We start from the raw sequence: 15,448 nt of genomic DNA, 5'->3' as shown, positions 1-15,448 counted from the left end.
TGCCAGGGAATGGCCTAGCAAATTGCTTCTCACGCCGCTGCTCGCCCAGTCGCGCACCACTACAGGTATGCCGAGCAGCCTGGGAGATGTGCCGAATCCTTTTCGTCATTGCGCTTGGAACGTGCGGTCATGAGCGCGTCATCGCGATGGTGGCCGCAATTTTCCTTGCTCTGGAGTGGCCAGTTTCTGGCTACCTTAGGGCTGATGACGCTGGTGCCGCTGATGCCTTTATACGTGGCGCGGCTTCCTGGGGGCAATCTGCACCCGGATTTTTGGGGCGGGCTTGCACTGGCGGCGCCTGGCCTCACCGTCTTGCTTACCGCGCCTTGGTGGGGTGGGCGCTGTGATCGTTTGCCATGGCGGCATACCGTGAGCCTCGCCTTTGGCGTGTTCGCTCTCAGTATGGCCCTGATGGCGGTGGGTTGGTCGGTGGAGTGCTTTTTGATCGCCCGTCTGCTCCAGGGAGCAAGCGGTATGACCGTGGTTTTAACCGCCTGCGTGGCGGCGCGAGCGCCCGAGCTGAGCCGGGGGCGCGCCCTGGGCACGTTGCAGAGCGCGGTCGCGGCGGCTTGCGTGCTCGGGCCGCTGGTAGGCGGTTACTTGCTCGACCATGCCGATCCCGCATTGCTGCTCTGGGCCACTGCGGTGGGAACAGCGCTTTGTGCATTAGCCGCGCGGCGGCTCTTTGATGACGGTTCCGCCGCGTCCGTTGGCGCAAATGCGGCCCGTCTGCCGCTACGGGAGTTTTTGGCAACACCAGGGCTGATGTCCATCGTCGCCGCAGGCGCACTCACCCAGGCTGCAGCCTTTGCCGCTCTGCCGGCCTTTGCGGCCATGGGGCGGGGGATCATGGCGCAGGACGCCGCTACGTTTGTCGGCTTCGCGCACAGTGCGGGCTGGTGTGCCGCGTTGATGGCAGCTCCTTGGTGGGGACGACGCAACGACCGCGGCGGTGCCCACGCCACTTTGGTTGCCGCTGCCGCCGGGTGCGCGCTAGCCATAGCCATTCAGCCTCTGGTAAGCGATGCCGGCGAGCTGATTGCGTTGCGCTTGTTGCAAGGCTTTTTTCTCGCCGGCACCGCGCAGACGGTGTTCTTTCTCGTCTACCGGCGGGTAGAGGCGCAAATGCGCGGCCGTGCCCTGGGGTTTGCCAACAGCGCGCTGACGGGCGGTCAGGTCTTGGGGCCCGCCGCGGCAGCGGCGTTGCTGCCCATGACTGGTGCGGCGGCCGCTCTGTGGTTTGCCGCGATTCTATTTCTCGGCGCAGCGCTGATCGTTGTGCGCGCGAGGAATGTATTGCCGGTGTCTGCAGCGGGCTCTAATACGAGCAACCGCCATGTAAAACCCTCTTTGGACTCGGCCGATCTCCGCGCCCGCTGACGTGCACGGTCCGGGGGCGATACTAATCACGAGCTGGCGGGTCGAGCGGACCCGGCGAGCTTTTACTTCTACGCCTGAATTCTCGAGGCCACGCGCATGACCACAATGGCTGTCGAAAACACGATGAGCGGGCACGCCGTCGCGGACCGCGAAGCGATCCAGCGCCTGCTGAATAGTTGGCTCCGTGAAACCGGAATCGTCGACCCGCGTATCTCCCGGGTGGAGCTGGCGCGCTGTTTCCCGGGCCTTGCGGGAGCGCTGCCCCGCAACAGCGATGCCTTCGTCGCCGATTTACGGGCAGAGAGGGTGTCGGTGGTCGGGACGTTAAAGGTGTTCTCGCGCGTGGGCTTACATGCCTACGGCGACACGCTCTGGCTTTGGGACAGCGTCGCTGAACGAGCTGAACCTTTGCTATCCGCTGAGCAGCTCGCCGGACCGTTGGTCGCTGCCACGCTAGCTCGTGAGGGTGAAGAGAGAGGCGACGTGAATGCCATCACTTTCCGCAAGCGGATCGAGGACGGTATCGCACGCGGACGTGTCTATGCCGCTCATGCGCTGAGCGGGCGGGGCAGCGAGCTCGATCCGAACTCGGCGCGACCCATGTGCGCGGCGGAACAGGCGCTTCGCTTTGGCCATCCTTTTCATCCCATGGCCAAGAGCGCCCAAGGCTTCGATGACGCCGATCTGCGACGATACGCCCCGGAGCTTGGAGCGGAGTTTGCCTTGGTCTTTTTCGCGGCCAAGCGTTCTTGTCTCGAAGAGTCATTTCTGGACAGCGAACATGGGCTGCGCGCCGAGCAACTACTGCGTGAGCTGTCCGGGTCCGCGGCTCGTGGTCTCGGCGCGGATCGACGGCTCATTCCCTGCCACCCCTGGCAGGCCAATTATCTGCGCCGCCAACCCGAGACGATCTCCCTGACCAAAGCCGGCGCGCTGATGGATTTAGGCGAGAGTGGGGCTGCGGTGTTCCCCACCTCGTCGGTGCGCACCGTGTGGTGTCCGAGCGTCGAGCTATTCCTCAAGCTCGGCCTCAACGTGCACATCACCAATTTCCTGCGCATCAATCCACCGGAGCAAATGCAGCGCAGCATCGATGCGGCGCGAGCGGTCCGGGCGGCACAGCCGGACGGGCGTTTCGGGCGGTTGCGTGTGCTTGCCGAATGGGGTTATCGGACGGTTCGCGCCGAAAGCCCTCAGCGCGATGCCAGCCCCACTTTGTCCGGTAGCTTCGGCTTCCTTGTGCGGGAAGCTCCCTCAGGGCGTATGCACGGCCGTCCCATGGTAGTGGCCGGACTGCTTGAGGTTGAGCCACGCTGCGGTGCCCCGGCAGTTATCAAGGCGCTGGAGCATGCCGCCGGTCAAGCCGGCCGGCATCTCGATGCCGCACTCGCGGCGGATTGGGTGGCGAGTTACACCGAGACCTTCCTGATACCCGCGCTGCGGCTGTTTGTCGAAACCGGGATCAGCCTGGAAGCTCATGTGCAAAATAGCATGATCGTGCTGGATGCCGGTTGGCCGGCGCTTGCCTATGTGCGAGATCTGGAGGGGGTCAGCCTCGCCCGTGAGATAAGCCATCGCGCCGGCATCCTGGAAGGTCTTGCGCCTGACAGCCCCGCCATTTACGACACGAGCGAGGCTTGGCATCGGTTCAAATACTATGCGGTGGTTAATCACTTGGGACATCTGGTCGCGGTGCTGGCCCGATTCGGTCCGGCCTCGGAGGCGCTGCTCTGGTGCCGCGTGCACAGCGTCCTCCAGCAGGCAAAGAAAAGTCTGGGTGATGCGGCCCGGGAATACCTGGACGATCTATTTCACGCCGCGAGCATGCCGGCCAAGGCCAACCTGTTGAGCTGTTTCCGCCGTCGTGGCGAACGTCCGCTCTACGTCGATATCCCCAATCCGTTGCACAGAGGGGAGCACGCATGAGGCCGAACTCAGCGCCGTCCGAACATCCTGCGCGGGCGCGTGGTCCGCTCGCCGTTGTCGATCCGGCTGCATATGCCACAGTGCGTCGCCGGCTGTTTCGCCAGCTGATCGAAAGCCTCGTTTACGAAGGCGTTCTCAGCCCCACACACGAGCGGTTCGAGCCCCATTCGAGCTGGCGGACCCTGAGCTTTGCCGGACACGACTGTGAAGGGCAGCCGGTGTATTACCGATGTCGCGTTCGGATAAGGGCGAGCTTCGGGCGATTGCGAATGGAGGATGCGCTTCTGCGCGAGAGCTGCGCGGGGGTCGCAGAGGCCGATTCGCTGCCTTGCTTTCTTCGGGAGATACAGCCAATTCTAGGCTGCGACGATTTCCATCTGCACCGGTTCGTCGAAGAACTGGCACGAACCCATTGCAACGATGCCCTAGCTCAAGCCGCCCGGGGGCCGGAGCTCCTGCGCCGGGCCGACTACGACGCAGTGGAAAGCCGATTGCCCGACGGCCATCCCTACCATCCTTGCTACAAGTCGCGCATTGGCTTCACTCCGGCCGACAATCAGGCTTTCGGACCGGAGTTCGGCGCATGCGTCTCTCCGGTCTGGCTGGCGGTGCATCGGGAGCTCGCGGCGACTGTCGTCTCGCAGCGCTACACCCCGGTGTCCCTGCTCGCGGCCAGCCTCGGCACTGAGCAAGCGGAGTTCGAGGCGGTTGTGGCGGCTTTTGGGGCGCGGCCCGAGGATTATCACCTCCTGGCTGTGCACCCCTGGCAGTGGCAGGCGGTGGTCTTGCCTAGCTTTGCGGCAGAGCTGGCGGACGGACGGGTTATTCACCTCGGAGTCGGCGCGCGCCGCTACGCCGCGCAGCAGTCGGTCCGGACCTTGGCCGATGTGGCGGCGCCGGCGGCGCCCTCCTTGAAATTGGCGTTGAGCATTCGTAATACGTCCACGGCGCGCACGTTGGCGCCGCACACCGTGCGCAACGCGGCACCGATAAGCGATTGGCTGAAAACGCTGGCCGCCGAAGACCAGTATTTGCGCCATCACGCCACGGTGTTGTTGGGCGAGGTGATGGGAACGGTCGTGGATCATATACCGGAAAATGATCCGCAGGCGTGCACTTGCGGCGCGCTGGCATGCATTTGGCGAGAGAGCCTACACCGCTTCATCGAATCCGGGGAGGCGGCCGCGCCGTTCAATGCTCTGGCGCATATCGACGTCGACGGCCAGCCGTATATTGCGGACTGGGTCGCTCAGTATGGTGTCGTGCGCTGGCTGAGGCGGCTGCTGGAAGTGAGCGTGCCCCCGGTGGTGCATTTCCTCGTGGCTCACGGCATCGCGCTGGAGTCGCACGCCCAGAATATGGTGCTCATTCACCGCGAGGGCTGGCCGAGCCGGGTGGCGCTCAAGGATTTCCACGACGGCATCCGCTTCGCTCGGGCGACGCTCACGGCGCCCGAGCGGATGCCGGACCTGCAGCCAACGCCGGAGCGCCACGCCCGGGTTAACCGCAATTCATACATCGAAACTGACAATCCGGACGAACTGCGGGATTTTGTCCAGGACGCCCTGTTTTTCGTCAACCTCTCGGAAACCGCGGGGTTGCTGGAAACCCGCTACGCTCTGCCTGAGGCCAGCTTCTGGGAGATCGTCGTAAGGGTTCTGATCGACTATCGCGATGGTCTTTGCGATGACCTCGCGGCTCGGTTCGACAGGCTCGATTTCTTCGCGCCTACGGTCGCGGTGGAGCAGCTCACCAAACGGCGTTTGTTTCCGGAAAACGAGGTACGCGTCCACCACGTGCCCAATCCGCTGCATGCGGCTCAGGCACGGCTGCGAGGAGTTGCCTGATGCTACTCGAGAATACCTTGAAGCAAACGCTGAAGGACAAGGGCGGCCCCCTGTTCGGGTTGTTCTGCTCGACACCCGCGCCGCTGGTCGTGGAGATGATCGCCGCCGCGGGTTTTGATTTCGTGATCCTGGATGCCGAGCACACCTTGACCAATCCGGAGCGCCTGGAGCATTTGATCCGCGCGGCCGACGCGGCGGATCTGATCTCTCTGGTGCGGGTGCCGCAAGCCCCCTGCCAGATGATCGTTCAGGTGTTGGACGCCGGCGCTCGGGGCGTCGTCCTGCCGCGGGTGCGAAGCGGGTCCCAAGCAGCGGAGTGCGCCGCTATGTGCCGCTACCATCCGCACGGGCATCGCGGCTTGAACGCCGGCCGGCCCGCCGGCTTTGGCCGCATGCCGCTCGAGGACTACATCCGCTTTGCCAACGAGCAGGTGTTGGTCGCGGCGATGATCGAGGACACCGAGGGGGTGCGCAACGCCCAGGCGATTGCCGCGACACCGGGTATCGATCTCATCATCGAAGGCGCGGCGGACCTCTCGCAGTCGCTGGGTAAGCCTTGGCAGACGCGTGCCCCGGAAGTCCGCGAGGCACTGATGCAGGTGCAACAGGTGGCGCAGGAACAGGGTGTGGCGTTTTGTGCGGTGCCCCGGACGCCGGCGGATTACGCCACCTGGCGCGCCCGCGGTGTCGCCGCCTTTGTCCTCGGCGACGATCGCGGTATCGCCTACCGCGCCTTTCGCGACCGCCTGGCCGAGGCCCGTTCGGCGATCAGCGCCCAGGATCATCCATCCCACAAGGAAGCCGACGCTTGATGGAGCAACTCGCCGCTTTCGTCAACGAGCGCAAGTCCCGTGATGCCACGCCGGTCTGCGCCTTCCTCTACGATCTATCCGCTCTCGCCGTGCATGCGCGCGCGGTGCGATCGACTTTGCCGGCCGAGGCGGAACTCTTCTATGCCGTCAAGGCCAATGTCGAACCGCAGATTCTCGCCACGCTGGCGCCTCTCGTCGACGGCTTCGAGGTGGCCTCACGCGGGGAGATCGAAGCCGTGCGCCAAGCAGCGGGTGGGGTGCGGATCATCATGGGCGGACCGGCGCGAACCGAGGCCGATATCCTCGCGGCGCTTTACCATGGAGTCGAGCGCTTGCATGTCGAGAGTCTGCATCAGCTGCGGCTGGCCGGCCACGTCTCACAGCGCCAGGGGGCGGTTTTGCCGATCCTGCTGAGGGTCAATCCCAGCGGCGGGGGGCTGTCCGAGGCCACGCTGCGAATGGGCGGAGCACCGACCCAGTTCGGACTCGACCCGGAGCAGGTGCCCGAGGCGATCCGCCTGGCGCGCACGCTCCCCGCTCTGCGCCTGGACGGCTTTCATATTCATGCCCTTTCCAACGTGCTCGACGCCGAGGCCCATCTGGAGAACATCGCGGCCTATTTGCAGCTTGTGAATGGCTGGGCGCGTGCGTTCGACATCGTGCCCCGTGTTTTGAACGTCGGTGGCGGTCTGGGCGTGAACTACGCTGACACATGGGCGCAATTTCCGCTGCAGCGCTTTGCCCGCGGCCTCGATCGGCTGCTGCGCAGCGAGGGCCCGGGGTATCCTTTGCAGTTCGAGTCGGGGCGTTACTTCGCCGCTTTCTGCGGCCACTACCTCGCCGAGGTGGTAGACATCAAATGCAATCACGGCGAGGTGTTCGCCCTGCTGCGCGGTGGAACCCATCACTTCCGGCTGCCGGCTTCCTGGGCACACAGCCATCCCTTTCACGTACTGCCAGTGCAGGACTGGCCATATCCCTTTTCCCGACCAGGAATCACTAACAGTCCGGTGACCTTGGCCGGCGAGCTGTGCACGCCGAAGGATATTTTGGCTCGGCAAGTGCCGGTCAAACAGTTGCGGGTGGGCGACGTGGTCGCGTTCGAGCTGGCGGGCGCTTACGGCTGGCATATCTCCCATCACGATTTTCTCAGCCACCCCCATCCCGAGCTGGTATTTCTCGACGGGAAGGCACTGCATGGGCAGGGTGCGGCAACGGGCACGGGTTGCGGCTACCCGACTCCCTCGCGGGAGAGTCTCTGCCGCACCGAGCTTCATCTCTCAAAAAGCCCCTGACGCGGCGATCCCCGAGCGCCTACGAAGGGTCATTCCAGGGCCAGGTGATGGTCGATGAACTGACGGAGTACAGCGGCGGGCAAAGAGGAACCGAGCACCAGAAAAATAATTAAGAATCGTTATCGTTGACATTTGTATTTCCCTCGATTACAAAGACGCGTTTCGGTTCATTGGCTTCATGGGGGCTAATCTATGTCTATGTTCGATTCGGCGCGTCGGGGCAGACTTTACGCGCTGACCTGCTGCACGGCTACGGCTGTCGCCGCGACGCTTGGCTCGCCGGTCTCCGCGCAGGAAACCGGCGAAGACGGCGGTACTGTTTACGTACCCAAGATCGATGTGTCCGCCGAGCGCTTCAGTGGCGCGCAGGACACTCAATCGCGCAATGTGACGGTCATTTCCCGGGAGGAGATCAAACAGCAGCGGCAGGCCGCCGACAGTCTCGGCGACATTCTGGCGAAGATGGTGCCGGGCATGGCGCCGTCGAGCCAGACGTTGACCAATTCGCAACAGAATCTGCGCGGGCGGGATGTGCTGGTGCTCATCGACGGTGTCCCGATGCAGACGAACCGCAACGGCTCGCGCGACCTGTTCAATATCTCGCCGTCCAATATCGAGAGCATCGAGGTGGTCCATGGCGGCAGCTCCATCTACGGCGGCGGGGCTGCAGGCGGCATCATCTACATCAACACGCTCAAGGGCGAGGCCGGCGCGCCGGTTTTCGAGACCACGTTCGGCGTCGACAGCAGCTTGACCGAGTTTGACGACGACGCGCTCGGCGGCCGTCTTCAGCAAAAGCTCAGCGGCAAGTCCGGCGGCGTGGACTACATGGTCTCGCTGCTCGGCCGGCAAACGCAGGGCTTTTTCGATGCCGAAGGCGACCGCATTCCGCCGGAACCGAGTCAGGGCGGATTATCGGATACCGGAACCGTGGATCTGCTTGGCAAGGTTGGCTACGATTTCGGCGATCAGCGCCTTCAGCTGATGGCGAGCTATTTGCGGGCCGAGCAGGATTCCGACTTTGTCTCCGACCCGGCGGTCAACGCTTTCCCCGACGGCGCGGTGAAGGCGCAGGCCCTGGATGGACTGCAACTCGACAAGCAGACGGGGCGGGAGAATCTCATCGTCAATCTCAACTACAGCAAGGAGGATCTTCTCGGCAGCAAAGTCCGCTCCCAAGTCTACTACCGTAACTATCAGACTCGGTTCTTTCCCTTCGACGGTCGGCCGTTTTCGGGCTGGAATGCCATTGCCCAGACGTTCGTGGACTCCGAGGTCTACGGCGGGCGACTCACCTTCGACACGCCGATCACACCGCTTCAGTCACTGGGGGCAAAGCTGCTCTGGGGCGCCGACTTCAACCACGAGAAAACCGAGCAGCCGGCCCGCCTCTTCGACGGCGCGGCCTTCGATGGCTCGGATGGCCGGCGATTCGTCGTGACCGACGAGAAACGCACGTTCGTGCCGCTTACCACGACCGAGTCTAAGGGCGTTTTCGCCCAGGCGGAGCTCATGCCGACGAATTGGCTCATCCTGCGCGGCGGCGTGCGCCACGAGTGGGTCGACGTCAGCTTCGGTGACTACACCACGCTCGGACAGGGCAATGCGATTGACGGCGGGAATCTCGACTACTCGGAAACCACCTTCAATGCCGGCGCGGTGTTGCTTGCCACCGATGCCATGGATTTCTACGCGAACTATTCGCAGGCCTTCGAGCTGCCGGATATCGGCCTGCAGCTGCGCAACGCGCCGGCGGGCTTCACCACCAGCAATTCCAATCTGGATCCGCGGATCACCGATAACTACGAAGTCGGCGTGCGCGGTCGCTGGGGCGGCTTCAACGCGAACGTCGCGGCGTTCTACAGCGAGTCCGACCAGGGTCGGATCACGATCCAGAATTTCTCGCTCGTCCAGCAGCGCACGCAGGAGAAGATCTACGGCGTGGAGGCGAGCATGGATTACGCCTTCGTGCCCAGTGCGCGAGTCGGCGGTACCTTCACCTGGCTCGAGGGTCAACGCGAGGATCCGAGCAATCCCGGCAGGGATATCGCTCTGAACGGCACGCGCATTCCGCCGATCAAGCTGACCGGCTACGTGGAGTACAGCCCCTACCACTGGTGGAACGTGCGCCTGCAGGCGCTTTATTCGGGCAACCGAAACGACGCTTTCAAAGACACTCCCGGCGCGTTTGCTTCGCGCAAGGTGAAAGATTACACGGTGGTCGATCTCTACAACCGCTTTGCCGTCGGCCCCGGTACCCTCAGCGTCGGCATCGAGAATCTGCTGAACAATCAATACCACACGGTATTCGGACAGATTCTGCGCAGCGGGTCCAATACGAGCCATATTGCCGCGCGTGGAGCGATGCTGCGTGCTGCCTATACGTTCAAATGGTAGCAATGCGGCAGAGCCGAGGCGATCGGTGCGGGGCCTGCGGGAAGCGAGGCACTCCGAGCCGCCGGGCCGTCCGAGCGGTCGTGCAGGGAGGCGCGACCTGGGCGCGCCCGGGTAACTGACAGCAATCCGCATCCGCCGGGCGGTTGGCTCAAGACGCTGCGATCTGCGTTTATTCCGAGCGACGGCTTGTCTGCCGTTCACCGCCGTGTCGCGACGGCGGGCGGCGTCGTCTCGAACAGTCGGCGCAATCCCTCGGCTTCAACCGTCTCCTGCTCCAGAAGAAGCTCAGCGAGCGCGCCCAAGCGGTCCCGGTTGTCCTTTAGCAGATGTCGGACACGCTCGTCGATTTCGCCCAACAAGCGACAGATCTCCTGGTCGATGCGCTCCGCGGTGTGCTCGCTGAAATTCTGCGGCTGAGTGATTTCGCGGCCCAGGAACGGTTGCGCCTCCCCGCGCGGGAAGGCGGCTGCACCGAGCTTCGGGTTCATGCCCCATTCGGTAGCCGGAACCTCTTTTGTTGCCGCGTGGAACATATCGCGTCCCCCCGCGGGGCGCCCACGCCAACACCCACGAACGTCTCGATGAATTCGGAGCCGCTTATGTCGTAAAACGGCACGTTCGCCTCGCCGGCGACGGCGACGTCACCCCAGCGCGACCCCCGTGCTCGCCTCGCGGTAGCGCCGCGCCTGGGAGCGTGCGAAGCGGAACGGTCCGCCCTGGCCGGACATGCGCTTTTGCATACGCACGCTGAAATAGATGATGACGCCTAGGATCAGCAGCCACGGCAGCAGGCCGATGAGCATGCGCTGCCACCAGGTGGTCTCACTGGATTCGGCGGCGACCGTGACCTCATGCTGCTCCAGCAGCGTCATGAGCTCGGGATCGCTGATCGGCGGCCGCGTGCTGGTGAATTTCGCTTGTGCTGGGCTGCCTTCGCTTTTGCGGTAGTCTTCGGTGAACGAGCCGCGAAGGCTCTGGCCCTGCAGCGTGACTTTGGCAATGTGTCCGGAGCGCAGCTCCTGCTTGAACTGGGAATAGGTGAGCTCCGTGACGGCGGATTCGGGCCGCGAACCGAGCCAATACAAGTCCAGCCCAATGACGATAACCAATACCGCGATCAGCGCACGCCAAACGAAACCACGTCGTGGTGAACCGGCGCGCGGCGATTGCGTCTGCCTTGATTGCGGCATTCAGGCTCTCCCGTGCCTCGGTAATGCAAACGACCTGGGGTCGGCGACGGTTGATTCATAGGGTGAGCGGCGGGCGTCGTTTCCTCGTTGCTGCTAAGGGGCAGTATACTTGGCCGGCACCGAGCGCGGCCCGGACGGGCTGATTTGCAAGTCGCCACGCAGACTGCGAGAGGTAATCATGCTCAATGCATTCGCCCTGGATAACGGAATGCTCAAGGCGTTGCAGGTATCGGTCGACGCGCGAAGCCTGCGCCGGGCGCTCTGGATTGACTTGACCGATCCGAGTGACGACGAACGTGAACAGGTCGAAGCGCTTTACCGGCAGGATCTTCCGGACGCGGACGATGTCGAGGAAATCGAAGCCAGTGCGCGGTATTACGAGGATCAGGACGGATTGCACGTGCACTCGCTTTTTCTGCAGGATATCGACGCACGGCCGGTCAGCACCACTGTGGCGTTTATCGTCAGCGGCGGGCGTCTCATCACGCTGCACGAGCACAATCTCTCGGTGTTTCGCCTACTGCGTCTGCGGGCGCGGCGGGAGCCGGGACTCGCCGAGGATGAGATCTCGCTGCTGCTGGGCCTTTTCGAGACGAAAGTGGAAAATCTGGCCGATCGCCTGGAGCGGGTGCACACCGATCTCGAGCACGTCAGCACGATGGTGCTTGCCGACTCCAACGTCAATCTGGAGGAGGCCATCGACGAGCTGACCCGCCAGGAGGATATCAACGGCAAGATTCGGCTCTGCCTGATGGACACCCAACGCGCGCTGACCTTTCTGCTGCGCCGGGGGCGTCTGGATGCCGATAATCGCGAATGGATCCGTGAGCAGCTGCGCGACCTGGACTCCCTGCTGCCGCACAACGCCTTTCTATTCGAAAAGGTCAACTTCTTGATGGACGCGGCCATGGGTTTCAGCAACATCGAACAGAATCAAATCATCAAGATCTTCTCCATTGCCGCCGTGGTGTTTTTGCCGCCGACCCTGGTGGCGAGCATTTACGGCATGAACTTCCATTTCATGCCCGAGCTCGACTGGAAGTGGGGCTATCCGGTTGCCGTTCTGATCATGCTTCTCTCGGGCGTGGCGCCGTACGTCTATTTCAAGCGTAAAGGCTGGCTCTGAGAGGGCTCGATGATGCCCGGAGCCGTTATGATGACCTCTCCACGTCCCCGTTCTCGTGGGCCTTGAGACCCTTTGTGGCACCGCCGGCGAAAGTGCCTACACAGTATCCAACGCAGCCCCGCGGGTGGGCGGCGGAAAGGCGGCGTCGAGACGCGCCAGAGCATCGTCCGGCAACTCGAACTCCATGGCCCCGGCGTTGGCGGCGATATGAACCGGCTGAACCGCCTTGGGAATCGCAATGACATCGCGCTCGCCCCGCGCATGGGGTCGGATCGCCCAGGCGAGCAGCACCTCCGCCGTAGAGACTCCGGCTTCGCGCGCCACGCTACGCACATCGGGGTGCTCCAGCAAGCTCCCGCCCTGCGCCAGCGGACAATAAGCCATGGTCGGAAGAGCGTGCCTACGCTGCCAGGGCAGCACAGCGTATTCGATGCCGCGCGAGCCCGGATGGTAGAGCACCTGGTTGATCGCGCAGCGCTCGCCGCCGGCTAGGGCGAAGAGCGTCTGCATATCGTCGATATCGAAATTGGAGACACCGAATCGGCGGATTTTGCCTTGATCGAGCAAGCGTTCGAAGGCTTCCAGGGTCTCCGTTAGCGGGATATTACCGGGCCAATGCAGCAGATAGAGATCCAGCCTATCCGTGTTCAGCCGCTTGAGGCTGTTCTCGCAAGCCGCGATGGCGCTCTCGCGCCCGGCGTTCCAGGGATACACCTTCGAGACGACGAACGCCTCGTCACGCCGGCCCTGCAGCGCCTCGCCGACGATGGCTTCGGCGGTCCCCTCGCCGTACATCTCGGCGGTATCGATCACGGTCAGACCGAGGTCGAGTCCCTGGCGCAGCGCCTGCACTTCGGCGGCGCGTGTTGTCCGGCTCTCGCCCATGTGCCAGGTGCCCTGGCCGATGGCGGGAAGACGCATGGCGGGCTCGGTATTGGTTGCCGGCAGTACAACATCGGCGCGTGGCATGGCCGTCTCCGAAATTGCGAGGAAACCTGAAACACGGGAGCGATCAAAATGCAAGGGGCTGCCCGGCTTCATCCGGCCCGAACACTAGAGCGGCCCAGATGAAGTTGAGTGCTGCCCTCGGTGAATGCTTCATCCCAAAATAGTCTTTGGTGCGGGCATGCAGGGTTCATTCGCTTCGATTATTGTCGGCAAGCGCTTACGTGATGATACTGGCCCCCGGCGGTTGCTACTAGGCAGTCACCACGCCAGGCGCGTGGCCGATACCGATCCCTGATCGGTTCATCGTGCCAGGGGTGGTTTGTTGCGTATCGCATCATTGCGATTGTCGAGGGAATTGCATGCAAGATTCAGCCACTACCATGCGCCGCACTGGGGCCGACGACGATCGATTGCGCCGCGACGTCGGCGTTGTGGGTCTGCTATTCACCGCCGTCGGTTCGATCATCGGCTCGGGCTGGCTCTTCGGAGCGCTCAGCGCCGCCCAGATCGCCGGTCCCGCATCGGTTCTGGCGTGGGCCATTGGCGGCGTGATGATTCTGCTGATCGGTCTTTGCTATGCGGAGCTGGGCACCATGTTTCCGGTATCCGGCGGTGTGGTGCGGTTTCCCCATTATGCCTTCGGCTCCTTCGCCAGTTACACACTGGGATGGATCACCTGGCTGGCCGTGGCTTCGACCACCTCGATCGAGGTGCTGGCGGCGCTGCAATATGCGACCAACTACGTGCCGTGGCTGCAACGCCTGGAGGAGGGCGTGCCGGTGCTGACGGGTGCCGGTTTCGCCGTGGCGGTTGGAATGCTGGCGTTGTTCAGCCTGATCAACGCCGTCGGCATCCGCTGGTTCGCGCGGCTGAACAATGCGTTGGTATGGTGGAAGCTGTTCATTATCGTGCTGGTCATCGTGATGTTCCTGGTGACCGTCTTTCATGGCGGTAACCTGACGCGCGCTGAAACCGGCGGCTTCATGCCGTTCGGTTGGGCGGGTGTCTTTTCATCCATCGCCTCGGCCGGCATCGTGTTCTCGTTTCTGGGCTTTCGCCAGGGAATCGAGCTCGCCGGTGAATCCCACAACCCGCACCGCAATGTGCCGATCGCCATCATCGGCTCCGTATTGATCACGGGCGTGATTTACGTCGCCCTGCAACTGGCGTTCATCGGTGCGCTGCCGCCGCAAGCGCTGGCCAACGGCTGGGCGAGCATCGGCAGCGGTTTCGCCAGCGGGCTCGACCAGATTGCCACAACCTACGGTCCGTTGGCGGCACTCGCAACAGTCATGGGGCTGAGCTGGCTCGCCGTGCTGCTCTACATCGATGCCTTCGTTTCGCCGGCCGATACCGGGCTGATCTACGCAACGGTCACGGCGCGCATCTCCTATGCCATGGGCCGCAACGGCAACGCGCCGCGCTCACTCGCCAAGGTCAACGGGCACGGTGTCCCCTGGGTCAGCCTGATCGTTACTTTCATTGCGGGCACGATTTTCCTGTTGCCCTTCCCCGGCTGGCAGAAACTGGTCGGCTTTGTCACCTCGGCGGCGGTGCTCTCGTTCGGCTCCGGACCGCCCGCGCTGCTGGCGATGCGCCGCCAGTTGCCGAACCAACATCGGCCATTCCGCCTACCGGCCGCCACTGTTCTGGCTTACCTGGCTTTCCTGTCCTCCAATCTCATTGTTTATTGGTCCGGCTGGGCGACGATTTGGAAACTTTTGCTCGCGGTACTGATCGGTTACATCGTGTTGGCCGTTCATGAGATCCGCTACGGGGACAAGACCCCGCATCTCGAATGGCGGTCCGGCTCATGGGTTATCGTATGGTTGGTCGGCCTGATGGTGATCAGCTGGTTGGGTACTTATCCGGATCCGGCCCAAGGGGCAGGCAACCTGGGCGTGCTCGGTTCCGCGGGCTCCGCGTGTGCGCTTGCGCTATTCTCCGGCGTGATCCTGTGGTTGGCCGTAGCGCTGCGCCTGCCCAACGCACGGGTCGCGGAGCATCTGCAGGAACCCGTGGGCGGTTAGCGTTCGCTGTCATCGGCGAGGCCTGGACGGAAAAGTAATTCAGGCGTTCGCTTCCAAGCCACGCCTCAGCCCGGAGACTCGAGTCTCACAGCACCCCGATAAATGCCAGTATCGCGATTACGATGACGACGAGTCCGACAAGATAAATGATATTGTTCATAAGCTTAGCCTTCGTTTGCGGAAATGGTGGTTGCACAGCGCGTTGGCGCGCGCACAACCTTCATCTGTTGGACCCATTCCGCATTGCAGCGTTCCAACGGCCAGCGTCGTGACTCGATCTCGCGCGATCGCCGCTAGGGCGGAACGCGGGAAAAAACCGCGTTTGAACGGCGCCGCCAGCTGCGGTGCATTTCATTGGAAACAAAGAATACTAGGACGTGTTCACAATTGAGTTTAAACTACCGTTCCAAGCTGTTGATGGACTTGGCCAGATGGAACGGCGAGTACTACGAGACGACCAATGGGAGCGGATCAAGGACTTCTTGCCCGGCAAAGCC

The 15,448-nt window shown here is 63.1% G+C and carries 11 protein-coding genes; 8 read left to right on the top strand and 3 right to left on the bottom strand.

The window, feature by feature from the left end:
• The first annotated feature begins 129 nt into the window (after window positions 1-129).
• The 6 genes from AC52Q4_RS10325 (at window position 130) to AC52Q4_RS10300 (ending at window position 9,657) form a co-directional block, all read left to right on the top strand.
• Complete coding sequence (locus tag AC52Q4_RS10325; protein WP_495536716.1) at window positions 130-1,380, top strand: MFS transporter; 1,251 nt, start codon at window positions 130-132, stop codon at window positions 1,378-1,380.
• 105 nt (window positions 1,381-1,485) lie between these two features.
• The gene (locus AC52Q4_RS10320) at window positions 1,486-3,306 is read left to right on the top strand and encodes an IucA/IucC family protein (RefSeq protein WP_495536715.1); all 1,821 of its coding nucleotides are present in this window, start codon (window positions 1,486-1,488) and stop codon (window positions 3,304-3,306) included.
• A gap of 269 nt (window positions 3,307-3,575) precedes the next feature.
• Window positions 3,576-5,153 carry an IucA/IucC family protein gene (locus tag AC52Q4_RS10315; RefSeq protein WP_495536714.1) on the top strand — a complete coding sequence of 526 codons (1,578 nt, stop codon included), beginning with the start codon at window positions 3,576-3,578 and terminating at the stop codon, window positions 5,151-5,153.
• Window positions 5,153-5,965, top strand: coding sequence for an HpcH/HpaI aldolase family protein (locus AC52Q4_RS10310; RefSeq protein ID WP_495536713.1), 813 nt, complete (start codon window positions 5,153-5,155; stop codon window positions 5,963-5,965). Before AC52Q4_RS10315 ends, AC52Q4_RS10310 begins: the two co-directional genes overlap by 1 nt.
• Complete coding sequence (locus AC52Q4_RS10305; protein ID WP_495536717.1) at window positions 5,965-7,260, top strand: type III PLP-dependent enzyme; 1,296 nt, start codon at window positions 5,965-5,967, stop codon at window positions 7,258-7,260. Before AC52Q4_RS10310 ends, AC52Q4_RS10305 begins: the two co-directional genes overlap by 1 nt.
• Window positions 7,261-7,452: 192 nt before the next feature.
• On the top strand, window positions 7,453-9,657 hold the full coding sequence (locus AC52Q4_RS10300) for a TonB-dependent receptor (RefSeq protein ID WP_495536712.1): 2,205 nt from the start codon (window positions 7,453-7,455) through the stop codon (window positions 9,655-9,657).
• A gap of 197 nt (window positions 9,658-9,854) precedes the next feature.
• Here AC52Q4_RS10300 and AC52Q4_RS10295 read toward each other — a convergent pair whose 3' ends face one another.
• Both AC52Q4_RS10295 and AC52Q4_RS10290 read right to left on the bottom strand, forming a co-directional pair.
• A complete protein-coding gene (locus AC52Q4_RS10295; RefSeq protein WP_495536711.1) occupies window positions 9,855-10,190 on the bottom strand; it encodes a hypothetical protein in 336 nt (111 codons plus the stop codon).
• A gap of 108 nt (window positions 10,191-10,298) precedes the next feature.
• Window positions 10,299-10,847 (bottom strand): ATP-dependent metallopeptidase FtsH/Yme1/Tma family protein, encoded by a 549-nt coding sequence (locus tag AC52Q4_RS10290; RefSeq protein ID WP_495536710.1) that lies wholly within the window; start codon window positions 10,845-10,847, stop codon window positions 10,299-10,301.
• Window positions 10,848-11,025: 178 nt separating this feature from the next.
• Here AC52Q4_RS10290 and corA point away from each other — a divergent pair, with 178 nt between their 5' ends.
• On the top strand, window positions 11,026-11,973 hold the full coding sequence (gene corA, locus AC52Q4_RS10285) for a magnesium/cobalt transporter CorA (RefSeq protein WP_495536709.1): 948 nt from the start codon (window positions 11,026-11,028) through the stop codon (window positions 11,971-11,973).
• 96 nt (window positions 11,974-12,069) lie between these two features.
• Here the strand turns inward: corA and AC52Q4_RS10280 are convergent, their stop codons facing one another.
• Complete coding sequence (locus AC52Q4_RS10280) at window positions 12,070-12,942, bottom strand: aldo/keto reductase (RefSeq protein ID WP_495536708.1); 873 nt, start codon at window positions 12,940-12,942, stop codon at window positions 12,070-12,072.
• A gap of 338 nt (window positions 12,943-13,280) precedes the next feature.
• Here AC52Q4_RS10280 and AC52Q4_RS10275 point away from each other — a divergent pair, with 338 nt between their 5' ends.
• Window positions 13,281-14,951 carry an APC family permease gene (locus tag AC52Q4_RS10275; protein WP_495536707.1) on the top strand — a complete coding sequence of 557 codons (1,671 nt, stop codon included), beginning with the start codon at window positions 13,281-13,283 and terminating at the stop codon, window positions 14,949-14,951.
• The last annotated feature ends 497 nt before the right edge of the window (window positions 14,952-15,448 follow it).

This window comes from Nitrococcus sp. (assembly GCF_059432795.1).
This window is presented reverse-complemented; position numbering and strand designations above follow the sequence as displayed.

Coding starts and splice junctions, on each gene's coding strand:
- AC52Q4_RS10325 (WP_495536716.1), top strand. CDS start 130: ATGAGCGCGTCATCGCGATGGTGGCCGCAATTTTCCTTGCTCTGGAGT.
- AC52Q4_RS10320 (WP_495536715.1), top strand. CDS start 1,486: ATGGCTGTCGAAAACACGATGAGCGGGCACGCCGTCGCGGACCGCGAA.
- AC52Q4_RS10315 (WP_495536714.1), top strand. CDS start 3,576: ATGGAGGATGCGCTTCTGCGCGAGAGCTGCGCGGGGGTCGCAGAGGCC.
- AC52Q4_RS10310 (WP_495536713.1), top strand. CDS start 5,153: ATGCTACTCGAGAATACCTTGAAGCAAACGCTGAAGGACAAGGGCGGC.
- AC52Q4_RS10305 (WP_495536717.1), top strand. CDS start 5,965: ATGGAGCAACTCGCCGCTTTCGTCAACGAGCGCAAGTCCCGTGATGCC.
- AC52Q4_RS10300 (WP_495536712.1), top strand. CDS start 7,453: ATGTCTATGTTCGATTCGGCGCGTCGGGGCAGACTTTACGCGCTGACC.
- AC52Q4_RS10295 (WP_495536711.1), bottom strand. CDS start 10,190: ATGTTCCACGCGGCAACAAAAGAGGTTCCGGCTACCGAATGGGGCATG.
- AC52Q4_RS10290 (WP_495536710.1), bottom strand. CDS start 10,847: ATGCCGCAATCAAGGCAGACGCAATCGCCGCGCGCCGGTTCACCACGA.
- corA (WP_495536709.1), top strand. CDS start 11,026: ATGCTCAATGCATTCGCCCTGGATAACGGAATGCTCAAGGCGTTGCAG.
- AC52Q4_RS10280 (WP_495536708.1), bottom strand. CDS start 12,942: ATGCCACGCGCCGATGTTGTACTGCCGGCAACCAATACCGAGCCCGCC.
- AC52Q4_RS10275 (WP_495536707.1), top strand. CDS start 13,281: ATGCAAGATTCAGCCACTACCATGCGCCGCACTGGGGCCGACGACGAT.